We start from the raw sequence: 22,419 nt of genomic DNA, 5'->3' as shown, positions 1-22,419 counted from the left end.
TCGTGGCAATGCAGACAATTCGCGGTGATCTGCTTCAGCTTGCGCTCGACGGAACGTTCGATGTCATTGTGCATGGATGCAACTGCCAGTGCCAGATGGGCAAAGGAATTGCTCTTTCCATAAAGCAGCGTTTTCCCGAAGCATATGCTGCGGATTGCGCGACATTGAAGGGTGACCCAGCCAAGCTGGGAAGCATATCCGTTGCCGAAATCAAGCGAGGCAGCCGCATTTTCCATGTTGTCAACGGCTACACTCAGTTCCATTGGCAGGGCAAAGGCGTGAAAGCCGACTACCAGGCAATTCGAAAAGTCATGCAGGCCGTCAAAGGTAAATTCGCGGGCAAAAGAATCGGCTACCCGAAAATTGGCGCAGGGCTGGCTGGAGGTGATTGGGAAACCATAGCCTCAATCATCAACGATGAACTCGCGGGCGAAGATCATACGCTTGTCGAATACGCTCCGTGAGCTGCTTCGGTCTCCAGCCGCCTCACAGCAGCTAGCCCGGTTCAGATCACGGTGTCCGTCCAGCGGACGATTTGCCCGGCCGCATCGCCGAACGCGGCATCGAGCGCGCCGACATAGGCCTGGTTGCCATTGCCCGAAACGGGCGCGATGGCGCTAAACGTCTTCGAAGCGCGCACTTCACCGTTGCGGTCATTCAACAGGCGCACGAACAGCTCGACCTCGGCATGTTCGCCGCCATCGACACGCACCTCGAACGAGCGGATCTCGACGATCACCTGATAGTCGATCGCCAGCCCCTCGCCTGGCTTGCCGACGCCGGTGAAGCTGCCCGAGCGCTGGAACGTCTCTGCCAGCCGCGCCTGTACGATCATCGGCAGCCGGTCGGCCCATTGCGCGCCCTTGAGATACTGGATCGATCGCGGCGATGGCTTAATGACGATGTTCTGGCTGTCCAGCGCCTTGAGCGCCGATGGCTGAGCGATGAGTATCTGGCGACGGCTGTGGGCACGCGCTTCCAGCGACGGCGCCGAAAGCTCAAACGTATCCAGCGGCGCCGGCTTGCCGCCCAGCGCCGCGCAGCCGGCGAGCGAAAGCGCCAGCAGTGCCGCTCCGGTCTTGAACCCACTCGATCTGACGCTGCCTGAACTGATCGATTTCAAACGCGATCCCCCCCGGATCGTGGAAACAACGCGCATCCGCAAGCTATGTTCTTGCGGTGGGCGCAGGCCGAAGTCAACGGCGCACCCTGCCGTCGAACTGCCGGACCTCACCCTCGCCGCCGGACAGGATCCGCTGTGGATTGCGGCTGAGGTCGGTCACCGCCTCTTCGATGCGGTTGATCGAACGACGGCTGTCCTGGACCAGCGATTCGACGTTTTGCAGCCCCTGTCCCGAGAACCGCGCCAGATTGTCGGTGATGGTGCCGAGGCGGGCGTTCAGCGTGTCGGCGACCTGCTTGAACGATTTGAGCGTCGCCCTCGCATCGGCCATGACGCCGTCGGCCTGACCGGAGCCGAGCAGTTTGTCGACCTTGGCAAGGATACCGTCGACTCGCACCGAGGCATCGTTGAGGCGTCCTGCGAGCTGGTGCGCGTCTTTGATGGTTTCATCGATGTCGTCGGCTCGGTTTGCGAACTTGTTGGTCACCTTGGCGATGTCGGCGGCAGCCTCGTTGGCGTTTTCGCTGGCCTTCTGGATATTGGCCAGCGCGGTGCGAACCTCAGCCGGATCGATGCCGTCGAGAACGCCGTCGACCTTGGCCAGCGTGCCTTGCGTCTTCTGGGCGAAGTCGTTGATCGAGCCGACCGCGGTGTCCACGTTCTTGATGACCGTGTCGAACTGCTTGCTGGTTTCCTTCAGGTTGGAAGTGACTGTGTCGACATTGGCGACGATGCTCTTGATCTGGTCCTTGTCGACGGCGTTGAGTAGCCCTTCCGCCGCCTTCAGGGTGCCGTCGAGCTTGCCCGAAACACCCTTCAGTTCGTCCGCCAGCGAGCTGACGCTGGCCAGGAACTTGTCGACGCCGTCCGCATTCCTGGCCAGTGCATCGGAGAAGGTCTGGACATTGTTGACGGTTTGCGTCAGCGGCCCGCGAACATCCTTGGTGAAGCCTTCGAGCTCCGAAAGGACCTTGTCGGCGCGGGTGAAGATGTTCTGCGCCGTCTGCAAAAGGTTGGTGACCGCCGACGGATTGGCGACGATCTCGGCGACCTTGCCCTCCGCTTCCGCCTGGTCGAGAAGGTTCACTTCCTTGGGGTCGGCGCCCTTCAATTCGATACTGGCCTGGCCGGCGAGGCTGACGATCCCGATATCGGCCTGCGTCGACTTGGTGATCGGCGTATTCCGGCCGATCTCGGTGTCGGCGATGGCGGCGGTCGGATTGTTGAGGTCGATATAGACACGCTTGACCTCACCGACCCTGACGCCGTTGAACAGCACGAAGCTGCCGCGGCCAAGGCCGGAAGCCGAGCCCGGGATGCGCACGCGCAGCATCGCCGTCTCACCCCTGTCGCCGATCGCGGCCGTCCAATAGACGAAAGCGAAAGCCGCGAGGATCGCGGCCAGCGTGAAAATGCCGACAATGACGTAGTTGGCCCTGGTTTCCATTGCTCACTTATGGCTATGCGCGCGCCGCAAGATCAAGTTGCCGGGCGCGTTTTCCGCGGAAATAGGATTTTACCCAGGGTTCCTCGCTCCTGAGCATGTCGTCGATCGTGCCCTCGACCAGCACTTTCTTGTTGCCGAGCACCGCCACGCGGTCGCACGCCGTAAACAGCGTGTCGAGATCGTGCGTGACCATATACACGGTCAAATCCATCGTATCGCGCAGCTTGACGACCAATTCGTCGAACTCAGCCGCGCTGATCGGATCGAGCCCGGACGTCGGTTCGTCGAGAAAAACGATGTCCGGGTCGAGTGCCAGGGCGCGCGCCAGCGCAGCACGCTTGATCATGCCGCCCGAGAGCTCGGAGGGGAATTTCTGCGCCGCATCCGGCGGCAATCCGACCAGCTCGACCTTGAGCATGGCAAGTTCGTCCATCAGCTTCTTCGGCAAATCGAGATATTCGCGCATCGGCACCTGAACGTTTTCGAGGACCGTCAGCGCCGAAAAAAGGGCGCCATGCTGGAACAGCACGCCAAGCCGCATGTCGATGCGAAGGCGCTCCCTTTCGGTTGCCTTCTCGACGTCGACGCCGAACAGTTTGATTGTTCCCGATTGCTTGCGCGTCAAGCCAAGGATGGTGCGCAAGAGAACAGATTTGCCGGCACCGGAGGCACCGACGAAGCCGAGAATCTCCCCGCGCCAGATATCGAGCGACAGTTTGTCGAGAACGACCTGATCGGCGAACGACACCGTGACGTCGTGCGCCGACAGCACGATCTCGTCTTCTTTGGCTTTCGCCGCCACCTTGGTCGTGTTTGTGCCCGGCAGCGCCATCTCAGAACTCGATCGCTGCATAGAACATGGCGAAAAGCCCGTCGAGGATAATGACCACGAAGATCGACTTCACCACGGAGGCGGTCACATGCTGGCCAAGCGATTCGGCGCTGCCGCCAACCTTCATGCCCTCGACCGAGGCAATTATGCCGATGATCATGGCCATGAACGGCGCCTTGATCAGGCCGGCAAAGATGGTGCTGAGGTCGATTGCGACACGCAGCCGGTCGATGAACGCTGCCGGTGCAATATCGGAGTAGAGCCATGCTGCCAAAATGCCGCCGCCCAGTGCGGCAAAGTTGGCGATGATCGTCAGGCAAGGCAACGCGACGACCAGCGCGACGAGCCGCGGAAACACCAGCACGCCGATTGGATTAAGGCCGATCACCTTCAGCGCATCGACCTCCTCGCGCATCTTCATCGAGCCGATCTCGGCGGTGATCGCGCTACCGGAGCGGCCGGCGATCATGATCGCCGTCATCAAAACGCCGAGCTCGCGCAGGATCAGCACGCCGACCAGGTCGACGACGAAGATGTCGGCGCCGAAATAGCTGAGCTGATAAGCGCCTTGCTGGGCGACGATCGCACCGACGATGGCCGACATCAGCACGACTACCGGTATGGCGCCGACACCCATGCGATCGATCTGGTTGAAGATTGCCGCCATGTTGACGGCATGGCCACGGCCAAGCTTCATCTGCGAGCCGCGTATCGTGGCGCCGAGGATATTCATTGCGGCCAGGAAATCGTCGCGCATCTCATAAACGCGCCGGCCAACCGCCTCGAGCCCGCGAATGATGAAGTTGGGCGGCTTTGCCGGACCTGATTCGGGCTCGCGACGAACGGCGTCCCCGACGGCGCCAAGCAGGATCGAGGCTATCTCGCTTTGCCCCTGCATCGTGATCTCGACGCCCTTCTTTTCGAAGCTGCTGACCAGGCGGTCGATCAGCCACGCCCCGGCTGTGTCCATCTTCTCGATTTGTGAAAGGTCGAGCGCCAGCGTCTTGAAGCCGCTGCGCTTCTCGATCTTGCGCATCTCGGCATCGACCAGCGCCACGGTACGTGTCGTCCAGGTTCCCGAGAAAGCGCAGCCGAGAACGTCGCCCTCCTCGCCGATCGCGATGCGCGGCTGGTGGTCGGGCTCCTTGGCAGGGCCGCTTGCGTCGCGTTTGCGGATGGTCAACATGGCGTCCTGTTTAGCCTGACGGGGCCGACCTGTCGATTTGCCGACATCCTCCTTGTTGCACAGCCGGAGCAGAAAAATATGGCGCGTGTCATTTCGGTCGAGGCCGAGCGCTTTCCGATAGCCGGGACCTTTACCATTTCGCGCGGCTCGAAGACCGAAGCGGAGGTGATTTCCTGCGCTATCACCGAAAACGGCCGTACAGGACGCGGCGAATGCGTCCCTTACAAGCGCTATGGCGAAACCATGGAGGGTGTGCGCGACGCGATCGAGGCGATGCGCAGCGAGATCGCGCACGGCATCAGCCGCATCGCCCTGCTCGATGCCATGCCTGCCGGCGCGGCACGCAACGCCATCGATTGCGCGCTCTGGGACCTGGAAGCGAAGATCAGCGGAACACCGGTGGCGCATACGATACGAACCGTTCCGTTACGACCGCTCGAGACTGCGTATACATTGTCGCTCGCCGAGCCGGAGGCGATGGCGGCGCAGGCCCGCGCCAACGCCCAGCGCCCGCTACTCAAGGTCAAGATCGGCGGCGACAACGACATCGCGCGCATCCGTGCAGTGACGGCGGCAGCACCCGACAGCCGAATCATTCTCGACGCCAACGAGGGCTGGAATAACGACAACATCGTCGCAAACCTCGCCTTTGCCGCCGAGCACGGTATCGCCTTGATCGAACAGCCGCTGCCGGCGGGACATGACAGTATTCTTCGCCACATCGCGCATCCGGTACCGATCTGTGCCGACGAAAGCGTGCACGAGGCGAAGGACCTTGAAGCACTTGTCGGCCTTTACGACGCCGTCAACATCAAGCTCGACAAATCGGGTGGCCTGACCGCTGCACTCGTGCTTCGCGACCGCGCCCGCGAACTGGCTCTTGGTGTCATGGTCGGCTGTATGGTCGGCACATCGCTTGCGATGGCGCCGGCCGTGCTGTTGGCGCAGGATGCCGATTTCGTCGATCTCGACGGTCCGCTGCTGCTGGCCCGCGACCGCGTTCCCGGTCTCGTCTACCAAGGTTCGCTGGTGTCACCGCCCGAGCGGGCGCTGTGGGGCTGAACGCGCGGCAAGCCCGATCAGAGCCAGGCCCGTCAGAGCGATCGGGATCATCGCAAAGAAGCCATTCGCGCCGAAGCGGTCGTAAAGAGGACCGGAAATCAGCGTCGCCGCCGCCATGAAGAAGCCATTGGAGAAGTAGGCGATGCCTTGCGCCGCCCCGGTGCGTTCTTCCGCGACCGTCTCACCGATCATCTTTTGCAGGCCGATCAGCACCAGCGCCACCGAAACCGCGTGCAGCGTCTGGATCGCGAAAAACCCGCCAACGCCAAGCCCAAGCGGCCAGATCAGCGGAAAGGCGAACCAGCGCACGATCGCGCCGATCCCGGCAATCAGCATGATTGAGACGACCGAGAAGGAGGCGAAAGCGCGGGTGAAAACGACGAACATGCATATCTCGGCGACGACGCCCCACCCCCACAGAAGCCCGACAACCGAATCGCTGATGCCGATCGACTTCCAGTAGATCGACACGAAACCGTAGAGAAATGCGTGGCTGGCGGTGATGACGCCGACGCCTGTCGAAAAATAGAGGAAGTACCGGTTGAGGAGTTTCGGTGCCGATTGCTGGATATCGGCGGCCGAAAGCGGCGAGGCGCGGCGTGGACGGCCGAGGCGCGGCGCAATCAGTCCGGCGGCTAGCGCGGCAAACAGCGCCGCGAAGATGATCACCGGGACAGCCTGGGCACCGCTCGCCGACAGGATGAAACCGCCGGCGAGATTGGCGCAGAGATAGGAGATCGAGCCCCATTTGCGCATGCTTGCGTAATTCGAGCCGAAGCGGCGAACACCTGAAAGGGCGAGCGAATCGGCAATCGGCGAATGCGGCGTCCAGACGACCGTCAGGGCCAACGACACGGCAAGTACCGTTGCGTAGGTCGGCGGCAGGAGGTAGCCGGCGGACAGGATCAGCGATGCGGCGACCAGCGCAACATAGACATTGGCGCGGTCGCTCGCTTTGTCTGCCAGCGCCGTAAGAAAAGGCGTCGTCGCCACGCGCAGGAACATCGGCGCGGCGAGGATCACGGCTATCTGCTCGGCATGGAACCCCTTCGCCTGCAGCCACAGCGGGAAATACGGCACATGCGTCCCGAGCGGAACGAAGAGCGTAAAGAAGATCAAGCTCATGCGCAGTTCGAAATGGCGTGGCTTGACGAGCTGTTCGGGCGAAAGCGGCGGCAGCGAGGACATTGACAGGCGATCCGTCGGCACGGCATTCAGCCGGGTCGGCCCGCCACACCTGCCGCTGCTTAACACGGCGAAAAAGTCGATGAAACCGCTGGCCTAACCGATTGAAGCGAGATGCGGCCGGATTTGGTCAAGCCGCCTGGACTGCCCTGCCCTTGATGTCGATCGGCACGAGCACCTCGCTGCCGACCGGAGTCTCCGGCAGGACATGCGCCCAGTGCAGGATCTCCATCCGGCCGTCAAAATGCTCGACCACCGCCGTGCAGCTCTCCACCCAATCGCCGGTGTTGATATATTGCACGTCCTCATAGCTTTCGATCGCGGCATGGTGGATGTGCCCGCAGATCACGCCGTCGACATGCGAGCGGCGCGCCTCCTCGGTCAGCACGGTCTGGAACGAGCCGATGAAATTCACCGCCTTCTTGACCTTGACCTTGGCCCAGGACGAGAACGACCAGTAGGGCAGGCCGAGCACCTGGCGCAGACGTGTGATGACGCGGTTGAGCAGCATCGCCGCGTCGTAGGCATAGTCGCCGAGATAGGCCAGCCAGCGCGCATTATGGACGACGGTGTCGAACTGGTCGCCATGGATGACAAGAAGGCGTTTGCCGTCGGCGGTCTCGTGGATGGCGCGGTCGGCGACGACAATGCCGCCGAAATGAACGCCCTGGAACTGTCGCGCGAACTCGTCATGGTTGCCGGCGATGTAGGTGATGCTGGCGCCCTTGCGCGCCTTGCGCAGCAATTTCTGGATCACGTCGTTATGGCTTTGCGGCCAATGCCAGCTTCGTCTCAGGCGCCAGCCGTCGACGATGTCGCCGACGAGATAGATGATATCGGCATCGTGATGGCGCAGGAAATCGATCAGGAATTCGGCCTTCGCCGCCTTCGATCCGAGATGGACGTCGGAGATGAACATGCTGCGGAAAGTGCGAGGCTCTGCGCCGGACATCATTTGTCACCGTTGCTTTCGCCTGAGCCTATGCCCCGATTCATGCAACAACCGTATGACGGTTGCGATTGGTCCAGCCATCCGGATAGGTTGCCGCGGCAATCGGAGGAGAAAATCACCATGGATCTCGGCATTCGCGGCAAGAAGGCCATCGTCTGCGCTTCGAGCAAAGGCTTGGGACGCGGCTGCGCCATGGCACTGGCAGAGGCAGGTTGCGATCTGGTGATCAATGGCCGCAACGCCGACGTGCTGGCCAAAACCGCCGCTGAACTGCGCGAGAAATTCGGCGTCAAGGTGACCGAAATCGTCGGCGACGTATCCAAGCCCGATGTCCAGAAGGCGCTGCTTGCCGCCTGCCCCGATCCCGACATCCTCGTCAACAACAATGGCGGTCCGCCGTTTCGCGATTTCCGCGCGCTCGACCGCGAAAAGATCCTCGAGGGCGTCACCCAGAACATGGTGACCCCTGTCGAACTGGTTCAGGCCGTGATCGACGGCATGGCGGCGCGCGGCTTCGGCCGCATCGTCAACATCACCTCGCTGTCGGTCTATGTGCCTATCCCCGGCCTCGACCTGTCGTCCGGCGCCCGCGCCGGCCTTACTTCGTTCCTCGCCGGCGTCGCGCGCACGGTGATCGACCGCAACGTGACGATCAACAACATGCTGCCGGGAAAACTCGATACCGACCGGCTGCGCGGCCCGCACGAGGCCGGCACGCCCGAAGATCCGGCCGCCGCCGCCGCGCGCAAGGCGCAAGCAGCGGCCAACGTTCCGGCCAAACGGCTCGGCACACCGGAGGAATTCGGCCAGATCTGCGCCTTCCTGTGCTCGGTTCATGCCGGTTACCTGACCGGGCAGAACATACCGGTCGACGGCGGCCTCTACGTCAGCGCGTTCTAGCGAGAATCCAATGCTCAATGCCCACTGAATAGTGGAAGACGACCGGTTGCGGAACTTGGAGCCCGTCAGCATAAGCTCCGCCAATGCAACACTCGTCCCTCATATCCTTCCTCAACGGCGAGAAACCGCCATCCGAGCTTTGGCAGGAGATTGAAGCCGAAGTGAATGAATGCGTAGCCGCCGCGTCCAAGTCGGGCGGCGTGGGGAATGTCATCATCACTGACGGTCCAGATACGATAATTAATCGTCGACATGTGGACGTGCTGGTTGATCGGCTGGCGGACGGCATCCTACCGGTCCAAGCAGCCGCCTACATCGCCGATGCGCTAATCATGAGCGACGACTTCACCTTCGCGGATGATGGTGCCTCGGAGGTTCTGCTTTTCCTGTCGGACGAGAGCGCGCCCACTTCGCGAGCAGAGTTGCAAGCGCTGCGGAGCCGCCTTTCGACAGGAGCGTAGCGTCCGTTTCCACCCCTTGCGGACCTATGCGACTATTCTAAAGCTCTGAAATTGGCGACACAGCAAGGCATCGCGTCCTATATCTTGCCGGAAGAGCATGGATCATAGTTGTGGATACAAAATACGTCTCCGAAGAGATTTGGCGCACCTCGCTTGCGGCAGCGCGGGGCTATCTTGGTCACCTGCAAGCTCCTGAAAACCTGCCATACGCGGCAAAATCAATTTGTCATACCATCCGCCGTATCGAGCGGATAAGAGCGGCTGGACTTGCTGAATGGCAGGAGCGAGACAAAAGGACACGCTTCCCCTGACCGCTTTCAACCATTGCAGGCGCCCTCAGGCAAGCCGAAACAGGGCAACATTATGCTCAAAAAGGGCGCCCAGTTCACAAGAACTAGGGTTAGTCCGCATGCTATGTCCTGCCTCGCAAATGAAAAAATGAGACCGGCGAATGGCGTCTATTTATCGCTTTGTTGCGCAAAAACTGCTGTCGCACGGGGTTCGAGACACGGCCGACGGCAACCTTGCAATTACTGACCGGAGATTGTTCCTTGACTTCGTTCGTCTAGAAACGAGCGGTTAGGCTAGAGGATTTCGCCACAGTCCAGTCTGCGGTGGTGGCGATTGAAAATCGTTGCTTATCAATGGGTAAACGTCATATCGCGGTGTTTGCATACATGTATCTCAGGTTTTCGGATGCGGCCCCAAAGTTTACTCACCTGGACATCGAGCTTGAGGAAGAAGGAGGTATCCGCCGAACAGTCGACTACCGGCGTAGGGTGTCGTCGACAGAGCGACTTGTCGGCGAGTGGGCTGCCGCTTGGTACGATCGCTATTCCAAGAGTTTCTTTCGTGCACTTTATAGGAGCAACAGCCCCACAGCGAACTAGCGAAAGAATACCTAATCGTCCGCAAACCACCTGAAGCAGACATTCGGCTCGCAGCTCGCTCCAGCAACGCGCCTATCGCCCCAACATTTCAATGGCAGACCGTACAGGCCGGCGGGCGGTGCAAGCCGTAAGCTCGCGCTTGCGACATATCACCTCTCGAAAAGCCTCGGCTGCATGCTAAGAGACTCAAAACATCAAACGGACTGAACTGAGGAGGCGGCCGTCATGACAGGCGAAAGCAAGAAGGCGGCTCGATCCGACCTCGACGAAGCAGCGCTCTATTTCCATAAGCATCCCCGTCCCGGAAAACTTGAAATCCAGGCGACGAAGCCACTGGGCAATCAGCGCGACCTGGCGCTTGCCTATTCGCCGGGGGTCGCCGCCCCCTGCCTTGAAATCCGCGACGACCCGGCAACCGCCGCCGACTATACAGCCCGTGCCAATCTGGTCGGCGTTGTCACCAACGGTTCGGCGGTGCTGGGCCTCGGCAATATCGGTCCGCTCGCCTCCAAGCCGGTGATGGAAGGCAAGGCGGTGCTGTTCAAGAAATTCGCCGGCATCGATGTCTTCGACATCGAGATCGACGCACCGGGCATCGAGCGCATGGTCGAGACGATCTCGGCGCTGGAACCAACCTTCGGCGGCATCAACCTGGAAGACATCAAGGCGCCCGAATGCTTCGAAGTCGAGGAGCAGTTGAAAGCCCGCATGGGCATACCGGTCTTCCATGACGACCAGCACGGCACCGCCATCATCGTCGCCGCCGCCGTGCTCAACGGGCTGGAATTCGCCGGCAAGTCCATCGCGGATATCAAGATCGTCACGTCAGGCGCCGGCGCTGCGGCGCTTGCCTGCCTCAACCTTCTGGTCTCGCTCGGCGCGCGGGTCGAAAACATCTGGGTCACCGACCGGTTCGGGGTCGCCCATAAGGGCCGCGTCGAGGAGATGGACCGCTGGAAAGACCCCTATGTGAAGGACACCGAGGCGCGCACGCTGGCCGACGTTCTGCCCGGCGCCGACGTGTTTCTCGGCCTGTCTGCCGCCGGCGTGCTGAAACCGGAACTGCTGCACCACATGGCGCCCAAGCCGCTGATCCTGGCGCTGGCCAACCCCAATCCCGAGATCATGCCGGAAGCGGCACGGGCGGCGCGACCCGATGCGATGATCTGCACCGGCCGCTCCGATTTCCCCAATCAAGTCAATAACGTACTCTGTTTTCCTTACATCTTCCGTGGCGCGCTGGATTGCGGCGCAAGTGCCATCAACGAAGAGATGAAAATGGCCGCCGTTCGGGCGATCGCAGCGCTTGCCCGCGAAGAGCCGTCCGACGTTGCCGCGCGCGCCTATTCCGGCGAGACGCCGATCTTCGGCCCGGAGTTCCTGATCCCCTCGCCTTTCGATCCGCGGCTGATCCTGCGCATTGCCCCTGCCGTCGCCAAGGCAGCTTGCGAGACCGGCGTCGCGACCCGGCCGATCACCGATTTCGCCGCCTATATCGACAAGCTGAACCGCTTCGTCTTCCGTTCTGGCCTGGTCATGAAGCCGGTATTCTCGATGGCCAAGACGTCGAGCGCCAAGCGCGTCATCTATGCCGACGGCGAGGACGAGCGCGTGCTTCGCGCCGCGCAGGTCGTGCTCGAGGAAGGCATTGCCGAACCGATCCTGATCGGCCGCCCGCACGTCATCGAGGTGCGGTTGAAACGCTATGGGCTGCGCATCAAGCCGGGCGTCGATTTCGGCCTGATCAACCCGGAAGACGATCCGCGTTACCGCCACTATGTCGACCTTTTGATCGAGCTTGCCGGCCGCCGTGGGGTGACTACGGAAGCGGCACGCACCATGGTGCGCACCGACAATACGGTGATCGCCGCCCTTGCCCTGAAGCGCGGCGACGCCGACGCCATGGTCTGCGGCCTTGAGGGCCGTTTCGAGCGCCATTTGCGCAACGTCACGCTGATCATCGGGCCACGCGCCGGCATTAGGGATCGCGACCTGTCGACGCTTTCCATGCTGATTTCGCAGCGCGGCATCATTTTCCTCACCGATACCCATGTCTCCGTCGATCCGACCGCCGAGGAGATTGCGGAGATGACCGTTCTGGCGGCCGAGGAGATTCAGCGTTTTGGCATCGAGCCCAAGGCAGCCCTGCTTTCGCATTCGGATTTCGGCTCCCGCGATTCGCCAAGCGCCATGAAGATGCGGCAGGCGGCGGCGATCCTGGCGCGCATCGCGCCCGACCTGCAATGCGACGGCGAGATGCATGCCGACTCGGCACTGTCGGAGCAGCTGCGCCAGCGCGTCTATCCGCATTCGCGGCTGAAGGGCGAAGCCAATCTGCTGGTGTTCCCCAATCTCGATTCGGCGAACATCACGCTGACCGCGCTGCGCACGATGATGGACGCGCTGCATGTCGGCCCGATCCTGCTCGGCACCGACAGCCCGGCGCACATATTGACGCCGTCGGTCACCTCGCGCGGCGTCGTCAACATGACCGCACTGGCAGTGGTCGAAGCCGCGCATAAGGCGCAAGCCATCGTCGAACTGGGATAGCCGCGGGCTTTTTCAGACTGGCTTGAACCGGAAATGCCCTGTCTGCCTGAAGGCAAACAAAGTGTCCTCTTCCCTGGCGCCGCCGCCGATATTGTGAATGACCAGTCTTCTTGTCGGTACCAATGTGGAGCGATTGGACGACACGATGGCAATATGCGGCAGATTGCCGGGCAGCATCTGGGCGACGAGATCCCCAGGCCGATAATCGGCGGGGTCTTGGCTGACGGGCAAGGTGGCACCGCGCCGCTCGAAATAGACCGCAAGATTGGGCACACGGCGGTGGTCGATGTTGCGGTCCGGCGCTTTCAGGCCCCAACCCTTCGGATAGGCGGCAAAATTGGCCCGCATATCCTCATGCACCAATTTTTGCAGGTCGAGATCGAAGGCGCGGCGATAGGCACGGATCACGACATCCGTGCAAACACCCCGCTCGGGCCCAACGTCCCCGCCCGGATAGGCCAGGCGTGTATAGGTCGGATCGTAGAGTGTGGTGACGCCGATCTGCTCACGGGCAGCTTCGACCAATTTGGTGCCCCAATCCGGCGTGATGGGCTTTTCCTGCGCCATGGCAACCGGCATCGCCAGGCACAAAAGACCAAATTGCACTGCGGCTCGACGGGTAATCGCGGTCATGCCAAGCCTCCGGGCGTTACTGAATCCAGGCATTCTTCTAGGCGAATACGCCTTTTTTCGTGCAACGCCAGGATGTCGCGGTTCTGGTTCTGTCCGAATATGTCGTGTGGCGTGGTCGATATGACAGCACCGGTCGTGATCGAAGCCGCGCACTGGCGCAAGCCATCGCCGATTTGGGCTGAAGCTGGAATCGGCGGTATGCTAAACAAACGATTAACCGCAAGCGCGGTAGCTTTCTGAACGACAGGCAGGCGGAGTTTCGGAGGGATGACGGGCGCATGTTGGAAGCTGACGCGTGCCGCCGCGCTGCTCGGTGCCCTGCTAATGTGCGACATTGCCGTCACTCAGGCGCGGGCCGCTCCGCGCCTCTGCCGCCAGCTTGAAGCCGATCTTGCCGCCGCTTCTCGTGGTGGCGGCGGCAAACCGGCTTTGCTCAGGAAATATGACGACGCAATCGTCCGGCAGCGCCAGCAGGTTTCAAAGGCCGTCAGCCAGGCCAGCAGCGCCGGCTGCGGCTTTTCGCTGTCTCGCCGCAACGCCAACGCATGCGCAGCACTCGACGCCACCATCGATCGCATGGCAGCCAATCTCGACGCCCTGCAGGCCAAGCGCGGCGACCTTGCCGGCGGTGGTTCGCGACGTGATCGTGCGCGCATATTGACGTTGCTTGACGCCAATGGCTGCCGCGATGATGCGGCGGCGCGGACGCCCGCGCCGGTCCGCGAAGCCAGCCGTGAAAACGGCAAGCGAAACCTGCTCGACCAGCTTTTGGGCAGTCAGCCCGAAGAGGCCGACCAGGCTGAAGAACTGAGCCAGCCGGGCAACATCCGCACCGTGCTCAACAGCGCCGACATGGGCCAGCCCCAAGGCGAATTCCGCACCATGTGTGTGCGCACCTGCGACGGCTATTTCTTCCCGATGTCGAATGCTGCCTCGCTGGGCGATTTCGAGCGCGATCAGAAGAATTGCGAATCGAGCTGCCCCGGCACCGAGATGCAGGTTTTCTACACGCGCGGCATGAACAGCGATTCGGCGTCCATGACGTCTTCGGTGACGGGCAGGCCTTATATCGAACTGCCGACGGCCTACCTCTACAAGCAATCCGACATGCCGCGGCCGCCGACCTGCGGCTGCAACGCCGCTCAGAATTTCGAGATCATTGCCGGCAACCCGCCAACCCCGGGACAATCTGAGGCGAACGTGGCGACCACCCCGTTCGTTCCGCTGCCGGTTGCCAGGCCTGATCCGGCCGCCGACCCGGAGACCTTGGCCAATGCAGAAGGCGGCCTCGACCGTGAGGCGATCAAACGGCTTGCTGTCAAACCTGTGCCCTCGCCGACATCGCTGCCGCCGCCGGAGCAGCGCAAGGTCAGGGTCGTCGGGCCAACGTTCCTTCCCGACCCAGCAGCGGCAACAGATCTGCAAGCTCCGGACCCGAAGGCTGTCCCGTAAGCGCCAGCCTGAGGGGCATGAACAGCGCCTTGCCCTTACGGCCGCTCGCCGCTCGGATCTTGCCCGTCCAGTCCTTCCAGACGGTGCCGTTCCAAGGCTCTTCCGGCAGCAACTCGAATGCCTGGCGAAGAAAGTCGCGGTCCTCGTCGGAAAACTCCGCCGGCTCCTCTGGACCGTCTCGAAGCGTACGCCACCAGATCGCCGCATCGGCCAGCCTGTCGAGATTGCCGCGCACGGCCAGCCAGAAAGACTCGGCCTGTTCGCCGGAGATGCCGAGCACGATCAGCCGGTCGCGCGCCTCGGAAAACGGCATGTGATGCAGCAGCGTGCGGTTGAGCACGAAGAGCTCGTCCGGGTCGAATTTGGCGGCGGATTTCGATGTTGCAGCCGGATCGAAGCGCTCGACTAGCTCGGCCATCGTTGGCACCGCCACGACGTTTTCCGAGGTGCCGACGAGCACCGCCAGCGAAGCGATCGCCATCGGCTCGATGCCGCTCTCACGCAGGCTCTGGATGGACAGCGCGCCGGTGCGCTTCGAAAGTCCCTCGCCTGATGCCGTTGTCAGGAGATTGTGGTGGCCGAACACCGGCGGCTCCGCGCCAAGTGCTCGGAACAGGGCTATCTGGACGCCGGTATTGGTGACGTGGTCGTCGCCGCGAATGACATGGCTGACGCCCATGTCGATGTCGTCGACAACCGAAGGCAATGTGTAGAGGTAGGTGCCGTCCTCACGCCGCAGAACCGGGTCTGAAAGCGAGGCGAGGTCGACGGTCTCTTCGCCGCGCACCAGGTCGTTCCAGTGGATTTCGGTGCGCTCCGGCTGTAGCGGATCGCTGCTGAAGTTGGGCAGCAGAAAGCGCCAGTGCGGCCGCCGGCCATCGGCCTCATATTCCGCCACCTGCTCGGGTGCCAGGGTCAGCGCCTCGCGGCCATAGACTGGCGGCAGGCCACGCGTGCGGCGCACCTTGCGCCTCAGGTCGAGCTCTTCAGGGGTCTCATAGCAAGCATAGACGAGGCGCGCCTCCTTCAGCCTCTCCAGTGCCGCATCGTAGATTTCGACCCGCCGCGACTGGTACTCCGTGGCATCGGGGAAGATGCCCAGCCAATGCAGGTCATATAGGATAGCGTCGGAAAACTCCTGCGTCGAACGGGCGACGTCGGTGTCGTCGAAGCGCTGGATGAAGCGGCCTTTGTTCTTGATGGCGAACAGCCAATTGAACAAAGCGGTGCGCGCATTGCCGATATGGATGCGGCCGGTCGGTGACGGGGCGAAACGGACGGTAACTGTCATGAGCAGGGCGTACCGGATGGTTTTGCTGTTGACAAGACGCGCCCCCGCGCTCGGCGGCAGACATAGAACATGACAAAGGCGAAGAAAAGACTGCAGCGCCGCACGTCTATCAAGACGCGCGGCACCCCAACCGTCAGATCACCAGGCCTTTGGTCAGTTCAAGCGCCTGGCGTTCGAACAGCCGGCGGTAGATGCCGCCTTGCAGCCGGATCAGTTGGTCATGCGAGCCCTCTTCGACGATGCGGCCGCGATCGAACACCAAAAGCCTGTCCAGCGCCCGCACCGTCGACAGCCGGTGGGCAATGACCAGCGTCGTGCGGCCGACCATCAACCGCTCCATCGCCTGCTGGATCAGCACCTCCGATTCCGAATCGAGGCTCGACGTTGCCTCATCCAGGATGAGAAAGCGCGCATCGGCAAGAAAGGCGCGTGCGATTGCAACGCGCTGACGCTCACCACCCGATAGCTTTACGCCACGCTCGCCGACCAGCGTGCCATACCCTTTCGGCAAATTGGCAATGAAGTCATGCGCGCTGGCCAATCGCGCCGCGTGCTCGATCTCGGCCTGCGTGGCGGCCGGCCGAGCATAGGCGATGTTTTCGGCCAGCGACCGGTGAAACAGGATCGGCTCCTGCTGGACGATTGCGATCTGTCCGCGCAGCGACGCCTGCGCCACATTCGCAATATCCTGGCCGTCGATCAGGATATTGCCCGCAGTCACGTCGTAGAGGCGCTGGATCAGCTTGACGAATGTCGTCTTGCCGGAGCCCGAATGGCCAACCAGCCCAACCCGTTCGCCCGGCGCGATGTCCACCGAAAAGTCGCGATAGAGCGGCAGGCGGTGGCTGCCATAGTGGAACGTGACATTGTCGAAGGTGATACGGCCATCGGTGATCCGGATCGGTTTGGCTCCGGGCCGATCCTCGATGCCGAGTGGTTCGGACTGGAAGTCGACCAGTTCCTCCATGTCGTTGATCGAGCGCTGCAGATTGCGGATATGTGTGCCGATGTCGCGCAGATAGCCTTGCAGCACGAAGAATGAGGTCAGCACGAAGGCGACATCGCCGGCGCTCGCCTGCCCCCACGACCACAACAGCAGGGAGAACCCGATGACCGCTGCCCTCAAAAGCAGCAGCATCGTCCCTTGCGTGGTGCCGTTGACGGTGCCGCGCATCCAGGTGCGGCGCGTGCGACCGCGCCATTTGGCGACGACCTCGGCGAGCCGCGTCTCCTCGCGTTCCTCGGCGCCAAAACCCTTGACCACGGCGTTGCAGCTTACCGCGTCGGCCAGCGAGCCGCCGAGCCGTGTATCCCACGCATTGGCAAGCCTTGCCGCGGGCGCGACATAGCCAAGCGACAGCATCGTCGTCACCGCGATGAACAGAACCGAACCGGTGGCGACGACAGCACCCATCAGCGGCCAGAACCAGCCAAGCAGCAGCGTCGAGCCGACGAGCATGACGACCGATGGCAGCAGCGCGATCAGGATCGTGTCGTTGAGCAGGTCGAGCGCCCACATGCCGCGCGTTATCTTGCGCACCGTCGATCCGGCGAAGCTGTTGGCGTGCCAGTCGGTGGAGAAGCGCTGGACGCGGTGGAAGGCGTCGGCGGCGATATCCGCCATCATCTTCAACGTCAGCTCGACAATGGCCATGAAGGCGAGATTGCGCAGCACGACACCGGTGAGCGCCAGGGCCACCAGCATCGAAAAGGCCGCTGTCGCCGCGTTCCACGCAACATCGTCGGCCGCAGCACTGCTGGCGACGGCATCCACCAGCCGGCCGGAATAGAGCGGCGTCAGCACGTCGGCCAAGGTCGACAGCAGGAATGTGCCCATAATGCCGGCAAGCCGCCACGGCTGACACCGCCAATGGCTGAGCGTGAAGCCAAGAACGCTGCGAAAGGCGCCCGCGCGCAAATCTATTCGAAAACGAGTCATGATGTCATTCGGGCGCAAACGAGCCCGATCCCACGAAAGTAGAAATTGAAAAACCGCGTCGGCGCCGTTTGGCGCCCGGAGATGCGGAGGTTTGGCGTATTTGGCGGCCCTGTAGAGGGGCGGCGACCGGCAGCGGCGAAATACCTGCCTCGGTTCAGCCTTGCCGCGAGGCTATCTCGCGGCGCACTGACCAAGACCTAGGCTTCGCAGCCTCGCATAACGATGTCAAATCCTGGCATTCGGTTCCTCCTGAAGGGGAATCGCGGAGAGGTGTTTATAGAGACGCCTCAACGCCGCGCCAAGTCAGTAGATAGCCAAAAGCGCATCTGGTCCAAGCAGTGAGACGATTTTGCAACAATCGCGGGTTGTGCGCTGCCTCTGTTCAGGTTGCCGGGATACGGTCGAGGCGCATATAGCGGCCGTCGGTGGAAGGCCTGAAGCCGAGCTTCTCGTACATGGAGTGTGCGTCGTTGGTCGACAGGCTCCAATGCGTGACAGTCTTGCAATCCGGATGACCGATAAGCGTCTGGACAAGCCGGGTTCCGATGCCTTGCCGGCGATACCCGGGCCAGACAATGATGTCGGCGAGATAGGCAAATACCGTACGGTCGGTGATCGCCCGGCCGAAGCCGACCTGATTGCCGCCGACATAGGCGCCGACGCACAGTGAGTTGGCAAAGGCGCGGCGGTGCAATTCGTCGCTGCGGCCGCTGCCCCAATAGCTCTCCTTCAAAATGTCGGATGTCGCCCGGAAGTCGATTCGCGACAGGTCGAAGCTGATCTCAAAGTTGGCCATGGCTAAACCGTTATGCAGCCAATCGCCTACCCGCCATCCCTGAACCGGTTGGTGATGGGATAACGGCGATCGCGGCCAAAGTTCTTCCTGGTGATCTTCACGCCAGGCGCCGCCTGCCGGCGCTTGTATTCGGCGACGTAAAGCAGGTGCTCGACACGCGCCACCGTCGCCCGGTCATGGCCGCGCGCAACGATCTCGTCGACGCCCATCTCGTTCTCGACCAGACACTCCAATATGTCATCGAGCACTGGATAGGGCGGCAGCGAATCCTGGTCGGTCTGGTTCTCTCGCAGTTCGGCCGAGGGCGCCTTGTCGATGATGTTGGCCGGGATCACCTCACCGGACGGACCGAGCGCACCCGGCGGCACATGCGCGTTGCGCCAGCGCGACAACGCATAGACCTGCATCTTATAAAGATCCTTGATCGGGTTGAAGCCGCCATTCATGTCGCCATAGAGCGTGGCGTAGCCTACCGACATCTCGCTCTTGTTGCCGGTGGTAACGACCATCGAGCCGAACTTGTTGGAAATCGCCATCAGGATGGTGCCGCGGGCCCGGCTCTGCAGGTTTTCCTCGGTGATGCCTTCCTTGGTGCCCTCGAAAAGCTGTGTCAACGTGTGCAGGAAACCCTCGACCGGCTCGAAGATCGGCACGATGTCGTAGCGGCAGCCGAGCGCGCGGGCGCAGTCCTCGGCATCCTTGAGCGAGTCCTTCGAAGTGTAGCGGTAAGGCATCATCACGGCGCGCAGCCGTTCCTCGCCGAGCGCATCGACGGCAAGTGCCGCGCAGATCGCCGAATCGATGCCGCCGGAGAGGCCGAGCACGACATTCTTGAAGCCGTTCTTGTTGACGTAATCGCGCAGGCCCAACATGCAGGCGCGATAGTCGGCCTCCTCCTTTTCCGGGATTTTCGACATCGGTCCGTCAGAGCAGACCCAGATGTCATTCTTTCGCTTCCAGGTGGTGACGTTGACCGTCTCCTCGAACTGGCTCATCTGGAAGGCCAGCGTCTTGTCAGAACCTATGGCAAACGATGCGCCATCGAAAACCAGCTCGTCCTGGCCGCCAAGCTGGTTGGCATAGATAATCGGCAGTCCGCATTCGATGACCTGACGGATGACGATCTGGTGGCGGACGTCGACCTTGCCGCGGTAATAGGGCGAGCCGTTCGGGACCAGCAGGATTTCCGCGCCGCTTTCGGCCAGCGTCTCGCAGACGGCAACCTCGCCCCAGATATCTTCGCAGATCGGCACTCCCACGCGCACGCCGCGGAAATTGACCGGCCCCTGGATCTCGGGGCCGGCCTGGAAGACGCGCTTCTCGTCGAACTCACCGTAATTCGGCAGATCGAGCTTGTAGCGTTCGGCAAGGATCTTGCCGCCATCGGCAAAGATGATCGAATTGTGCGTGCCGGTCTTGCGCTTCAACGGCGTGCCGATGACGAAACCCGGGCCGCCGTCGGCGGTATCGCCGGCGAAATCCTCCGCCGCCCGCTCGCAGGCCTTCAGGAAGGCGGGCTTCAGCACCAGATCCTCAGGCGGATAGCCGGCAAGGAAAAGCTCGGTAAACAGCACGAGGTCGGCGCCTTGGCGGGCGGCATCCGCCCTCGCCTCGCGTGCCTTGGCAAGATTGCCGGCGACGTCGCCGACCGTCGGATTGAGCTGGGCGACGGCGATGCGCAATATGTCTGGAGCGGTCTTGTCTGTCATGCCCGTGGGTTTAGCGCGGCAAAATTCGTCGAGCAATGGCGTTCGTTTGGACCAAACAGTCGATCCTATTCGCCCATATATTCGCGCAAGGCTTCCGGCGGATGGTTCTCGCCGATCGACATTGCCAGAATGCGCGAAATGTGCCGGCGCGGCAGCCCGGTTTCCGCCGCCCAGGCGTTTATCTGCACTTGGATCTTGTCCAGGTCCTTCTTCGACGTCGGGCTCTGCGCGAGGTCGAGCCCAGCGTCGCGCAGCGCTGCCGCCATGTCGGCCGAGACGATGAAGGCGTCCCACTCCAGCCAGCGCAGAAAATACTGGCCGGTATTGCCGCCGAGCCGGCTGCCATGCTTGCCGAGATAGGCCATCAATCCGACCTGGTCATCCGCCGGCCAATTGGCCAGGAACTTGCCGAAGCTGCCATGCTCCTTCGACACGCGCTCGACGAAGGCTGCGTTGTCGCGTACGGATTTGATCTTCTGCGGATTGCGGACGATGCGCTTGTCGAATGTGAGATCGTGCCAGAAATCGTCAGGCTGGAACAGCAGCCGCTTCGGCTCGAAGCCAAGAAATGCTTCCTCGAAACCCGGCCATTTCTGCTCGATGACGCGCCAGACAAAGCCGGCGGCAAAAACCCGCTCGGCCATGGTCGACAGGATCCGGTCGTCCGTAATCTTTGCCACCGCGGCATTGTCGGGCATAGGACCCAGCAGCGACGTCAGCGCTGCCTCACCGCCTTTGCGCTTCGCTGCACGGGCGCGAATTTTCTGAAAATCCACCATTGTTTCCTGACCCCATCGCGTCAATCTACCACTTCCCGTAGGAACCGGCAGCGTCTACCTCATCGCGGACGACGGAGGCGACGATGAACAAAACGATCGAGGACCTGGCAAGCCGCTGGCTGAAGCGAAAGCCGGACGGCCTCAGCGCGCTCGAAAGCCGGGTACTGCAATCTACGCTCGAGCGCACCACGATCTCCAAGGACACCAACAAGGCCGTCGCCTTTCACCAGACGTTTGGAGATCGCCTGGCCGACACCATCGCCCGGATCGGCGGCTCTTGGTCCTTCATCCTGGCATTCATTGGCTTCCTGATCCTGTGGACGGCAGGCAATGTCTGGCTCTTGTCGCGCGCCGCCTTCGATCCCTATCCCTTCATCTTCCTCAATCTCGTGCTTTCCATGGTTGCCGCCCTGCAGGCGCCAGTGATCATGATGGCGCAAAACCGCCAGACGGAGCGCGATCGAATCGACGCCGCCCACGACTATGAGGTTAATCTCAAGGCCGAGATCGAGATCATGGCGTTACACGAAAAGCTCGACGAACTGCGCCACAGCCAGATCATCGGCATGCGAGACGAGATCGCGCGGCTGGCCGAGCAGGTGAAGCGCATCGACGACATTCTGTCGAAGCAGCGAACGTCTTCATGACGGAAGTCATCCATCGTCTCATTGAGCAATATGGATTGGTCGCGGTTTTTCTGGGCTGCGTCGCAGAGGGCGAAAGCGCCGCAATTCTTGGCGGTTTTTTTGCGCATCAGCATGTCTTCATCCCGTGGCAGGCGTTTCTCGCAGCCGCGCTCGGCGCCTTCGGTGGCGACACGTTCTTCTTCATCTTGGGACGGAGCTTCGCCGACCATAAATTCGTGATCAGGCTCCGAGCCCGGCCGGGCTTCAGCCACGCCTACCGCCTTGTCACCTCTCATCCCAACATTTTCGTGCTGTCGAACCGCTACATCTATGGCCTCCGCCTGGTCGGCGGCATCGCCGCCGGGCTGTCGGGCATTGCGGCGGCGCGCTTCGTCATCCTCAACGCCATCTCATCGGTGGTCTGGGCGGCACTGTTCTGCACTGTCGGTTATGTCTTCGGGCTGGGCGCGGAGCACATCGTCGGCCAAGCGCTGGCTCGTCACGAGCGATTACTGATCGCTCTGGCAATCGGCCTCGTTGTGGCCATCCTCGGCTGGCTCGCGGCCCATATCGTCGCCAAGAAGGAACTCCACAAGGGAAGCTGAT

The 22,419-nt window shown here is 61.9% G+C and carries 20 protein-coding genes; 8 read left to right on the top strand and 12 right to left on the bottom strand.

Annotation, left to right across the window (positions count from 1 at the left end):
• Positions 1–8: 8 nt before the first annotated feature.
• A complete protein-coding gene (locus NKH67_RS22895; protein WP_352448960.1) occupies positions 9–464 on the top strand; it encodes a macro domain-containing protein in 456 nt (151 codons plus the stop codon).
• A 41-nt stretch (positions 465–505) separates the two neighbouring features.
• Here NKH67_RS22895 and NKH67_RS22890 read toward each other — a convergent pair whose 3' ends face one another.
• The 4 genes from NKH67_RS22890 to NKH67_RS22875 are packed head-to-tail and all read right to left on the bottom strand — an operon-like array spanning position 506 to position 4,588.
• Complete coding sequence (locus NKH67_RS22890) at positions 506–1,159, bottom strand: ABC-type transport auxiliary lipoprotein family protein (protein ID WP_352502487.1); 654 nt, start codon at positions 1,157–1,159, stop codon at positions 506–508.
• A 37-nt stretch (positions 1,160–1,196) separates the two neighbouring features.
• Positions 1,197–2,570 carry an MlaD family protein gene (locus NKH67_RS22885; RefSeq protein ID WP_352455679.1) on the bottom strand — a complete coding sequence of 458 codons (1,374 nt, stop codon included), beginning with the start codon at positions 2,568–2,570 and terminating at the stop codon, positions 1,197–1,199.
• Positions 2,571–2,583: 13 nt separating this feature from the next.
• Positions 2,584–3,402 (bottom strand): ABC transporter ATP-binding protein, encoded by an 819-nt coding sequence (locus tag NKH67_RS22880; protein ID WP_352502486.1) that lies wholly within the window; start codon positions 3,400–3,402, stop codon positions 2,584–2,586.
• A gap of 1 nt (position 3,403) precedes the next feature.
• Positions 3,404–4,588, bottom strand: a complete 1,185-nt coding sequence (locus tag NKH67_RS22875) for an ABC transporter permease (RefSeq protein ID WP_352502485.1) — start codon at positions 4,586–4,588, stop codon at positions 3,404–3,406.
• A gap of 78 nt (positions 4,589–4,666) precedes the next feature.
• Between NKH67_RS22875 and dgcA the strand changes: the two genes are divergently transcribed.
• Positions 4,667–5,650, top strand: coding sequence for an N-acetyl-D-Glu racemase DgcA (dgcA, locus tag NKH67_RS22870; RefSeq protein WP_352502484.1), 984 nt, complete (start codon positions 4,667–4,669; stop codon positions 5,648–5,650).
• On the opposite strand, the gene NKH67_RS22865 is transcribed toward dgcA, so the two are convergent.
• Positions 5,621–6,838: an MFS transporter gene (locus tag NKH67_RS22865; protein WP_352502483.1), complete on the bottom strand. Its 1,218-nt coding sequence runs from the start codon at positions 6,836–6,838 to the stop codon at positions 5,621–5,623. The two genes, dgcA and NKH67_RS22865, sit on opposite strands and share 30 nt — an antisense overlap.
• Positions 6,839–6,965: 127 nt before the next feature.
• Positions 6,966–7,787, bottom strand: a complete 822-nt coding sequence (locus NKH67_RS22860; RefSeq protein ID WP_352502515.1) for a UDP-2,3-diacylglucosamine diphosphatase — start codon at positions 7,785–7,787, stop codon at positions 6,966–6,968.
• Between the two features lie 120 nt (positions 7,788–7,907).
• On the opposite strand from NKH67_RS22860, the gene NKH67_RS22855 reads away from it, so the two are divergent.
• The 3 genes from NKH67_RS22855 (at position 7,908) to NKH67_RS22845 (ending at position 12,588) form a co-directional block, all read left to right on the top strand.
• Positions 7,908–8,687 (top strand): SDR family oxidoreductase, encoded by a 780-nt coding sequence (locus tag NKH67_RS22855; RefSeq protein ID WP_352502482.1) that lies wholly within the window; start codon positions 7,908–7,910, stop codon positions 8,685–8,687.
• A gap of 83 nt (positions 8,688–8,770) precedes the next feature.
• The gene (locus NKH67_RS22850) at positions 8,771–9,148 is read left to right on the top strand and encodes a hypothetical protein (RefSeq protein ID WP_352540620.1); all 378 of its coding nucleotides are present in this window, start codon (positions 8,771–8,773) and stop codon (positions 9,146–9,148) included.
• A gap of 1,115 nt (positions 9,149–10,263) precedes the next feature.
• Positions 10,264–12,588 carry an NADP-dependent malic enzyme gene (locus tag NKH67_RS22845; protein WP_352502480.1) on the top strand — a complete coding sequence of 775 codons (2,325 nt, stop codon included), beginning with the start codon at positions 10,264–10,266 and terminating at the stop codon, positions 12,586–12,588.
• Positions 12,589–12,600: 12 nt separating this feature from the next.
• Here NKH67_RS22845 and NKH67_RS22840 read toward each other — a convergent pair whose 3' ends face one another.
• A complete protein-coding gene (locus NKH67_RS22840; protein ID WP_352502479.1) occupies positions 12,601–13,221 on the bottom strand; it encodes a DUF1287 domain-containing protein in 621 nt (206 codons plus the stop codon).
• 267 nt (positions 13,222–13,488) lie between these two features.
• Between NKH67_RS22840 and NKH67_RS22835 the strand changes: the two genes are divergently transcribed.
• On the top strand, positions 13,489–14,673 hold the full coding sequence (locus NKH67_RS22835; RefSeq protein ID WP_353031856.1) for a DUF2865 domain-containing protein: 1,185 nt from the start codon (positions 13,489–13,491) through the stop codon (positions 14,671–14,673).
• Here NKH67_RS22835 and gltX read toward each other — a convergent pair.
• From gltX to NKH67_RS22810, 5 genes are all read right to left on the bottom strand, one after another.
• Positions 14,591–15,964 carry a glutamate--tRNA ligase gene (gltX, locus tag NKH67_RS22830; protein ID WP_352471740.1) on the bottom strand — a complete coding sequence of 458 codons (1,374 nt, stop codon included), beginning with the start codon at positions 15,962–15,964 and terminating at the stop codon, positions 14,591–14,593. The genes NKH67_RS22835 and gltX overlap by 83 nt on opposite strands.
• Positions 15,965–16,097: 133 nt before the next feature.
• Positions 16,098–17,903 carry an ABC transporter ATP-binding protein gene (locus tag NKH67_RS22825; RefSeq protein ID WP_352502477.1) on the bottom strand — a complete coding sequence of 602 codons (1,806 nt, stop codon included), beginning with the start codon at positions 17,901–17,903 and terminating at the stop codon, positions 16,098–16,100.
• Between the two features lie 382 nt (positions 17,904–18,285).
• Positions 18,286–18,699, bottom strand: coding sequence for a GNAT family N-acetyltransferase (locus tag NKH67_RS22820; protein WP_352502476.1), 414 nt, complete (start codon positions 18,697–18,699; stop codon positions 18,286–18,288).
• 26 nt (positions 18,700–18,725) lie between these two features.
• Complete coding sequence (locus tag NKH67_RS22815; protein ID WP_352502475.1) at positions 18,726–20,408, bottom strand: NAD+ synthase; 1,683 nt, start codon at positions 20,406–20,408, stop codon at positions 18,726–18,728.
• Between the two features lie 65 nt (positions 20,409–20,473).
• A complete protein-coding gene (locus NKH67_RS22810; RefSeq protein ID WP_352502474.1) occupies positions 20,474–21,187 on the bottom strand; it encodes a DNA-3-methyladenine glycosylase I in 714 nt (237 codons plus the stop codon).
• An 83-nt stretch (positions 21,188–21,270) separates the two neighbouring features.
• Here NKH67_RS22810 and NKH67_RS22805 point away from each other — a divergent pair, with 83 nt between their 5' ends.
• Together NKH67_RS22805 and NKH67_RS22800 are read left to right on the top strand one after the other, a co-directional pair.
• Positions 21,271–21,834 carry a DUF1003 domain-containing protein gene (locus tag NKH67_RS22805; protein WP_023680015.1) on the top strand — a complete coding sequence of 188 codons (564 nt, stop codon included), beginning with the start codon at positions 21,271–21,273 and terminating at the stop codon, positions 21,832–21,834.
• Positions 21,831–22,418, top strand: coding sequence for a DedA family protein (locus NKH67_RS22800; RefSeq protein ID WP_352502473.1), 588 nt, complete (start codon positions 21,831–21,833; stop codon positions 22,416–22,418). Before NKH67_RS22805 ends, NKH67_RS22800 begins: the two co-directional genes overlap by 4 nt.
• Position 22,419: the final 1 nt, after the last annotated feature.

Origin of the sequence: Mesorhizobium sp. M0968 (genome assembly GCF_040319065.1) — a bacterium.
In the GTDB taxonomy this organism is placed as follows: Bacteria; Pseudomonadota; Alphaproteobacteria; order Rhizobiales; family Rhizobiaceae; genus Mesorhizobium.
The sequence above is the reverse complement of the archived record's forward strand: the minus strand, read 5'-3'. Positions and strand labels throughout refer to the sequence as shown.

Coding starts and splice junctions, on each gene's coding strand:
- NKH67_RS22835 (WP_353031856.1), top strand. CDS start 13,489: ATGACGGGCGCATGTTGGAAGCTGACGCGTGCCGCCGCGCTGCTCGGT.
- NKH67_RS22845 (WP_352502480.1), top strand. CDS start 10,264: ATGACAGGCGAAAGCAAGAAGGCGGCTCGATCCGACCTCGACGAAGCA.
- NKH67_RS22840 (WP_352502479.1), bottom strand. CDS start 13,221: ATGACCGCGATTACCCGTCGAGCCGCAGTGCAATTTGGTCTTTTGTGC.
- NKH67_RS22880 (WP_352502486.1), bottom strand. CDS start 3,402: ATGGCGCTGCCGGGCACAAACACGACCAAGGTGGCGGCGAAAGCCAAA.
- NKH67_RS22800 (WP_352502473.1), top strand. CDS start 21,831: ATGACGGAAGTCATCCATCGTCTCATTGAGCAATATGGATTGGTCGCG.
- NKH67_RS22890 (WP_352502487.1), bottom strand. CDS start 1,159: ATGCGCGTTGTTTCCACGATCCGGGGGGGATCGCGTTTGAAATCGATC.
- NKH67_RS22855 (WP_352502482.1), top strand. CDS start 7,908: ATGGATCTCGGCATTCGCGGCAAGAAGGCCATCGTCTGCGCTTCGAGC.
- NKH67_RS22805 (WP_023680015.1), top strand. CDS start 21,271: ATGAACAAAACGATCGAGGACCTGGCAAGCCGCTGGCTGAAGCGAAAG.
- NKH67_RS22825 (WP_352502477.1), bottom strand. CDS start 17,903: ATGACTCGTTTTCGAATAGATTTGCGCGCGGGCGCCTTTCGCAGCGTT.
- NKH67_RS22875 (WP_352502485.1), bottom strand. CDS start 4,588: ATGTTGACCATCCGCAAACGCGACGCAAGCGGCCCTGCCAAGGAGCCC.
- gltX (WP_352471740.1), bottom strand. CDS start 15,964: ATGACAGTTACCGTCCGTTTCGCCCCGTCACCGACCGGCCGCATCCAT.
- NKH67_RS22860 (WP_352502515.1), bottom strand. CDS start 7,787: ATGTCCGGCGCAGAGCCTCGCACTTTCCGCAGCATGTTCATCTCCGAC.
- dgcA (WP_352502484.1), top strand. CDS start 4,667: ATGGCGCGTGTCATTTCGGTCGAGGCCGAGCGCTTTCCGATAGCCGGG.
- NKH67_RS22865 (WP_352502483.1), bottom strand. CDS start 6,838: ATGTCCTCGCTGCCGCCGCTTTCGCCCGAACAGCTCGTCAAGCCACGC.
- NKH67_RS22850 (WP_352540620.1), top strand. CDS start 8,771: ATGCAACACTCGTCCCTCATATCCTTCCTCAACGGCGAGAAACCGCCA.
- NKH67_RS22885 (WP_352455679.1), bottom strand. CDS start 2,570: ATGGAAACCAGGGCCAACTACGTCATTGTCGGCATTTTCACGCTGGCC.
- NKH67_RS22815 (WP_352502475.1), bottom strand. CDS start 20,408: ATGACAGACAAGACCGCTCCAGACATATTGCGCATCGCCGTCGCCCAG.
- NKH67_RS22895 (WP_352448960.1), top strand. CDS start 9: ATGCAGACAATTCGCGGTGATCTGCTTCAGCTTGCGCTCGACGGAACG.
- NKH67_RS22810 (WP_352502474.1), bottom strand. CDS start 21,187: ATGGTGGATTTTCAGAAAATTCGCGCCCGTGCAGCGAAGCGCAAAGGC.
- NKH67_RS22820 (WP_352502476.1), bottom strand. CDS start 18,699: ATGGCCAACTTTGAGATCAGCTTCGACCTGTCGCGAATCGACTTCCGG.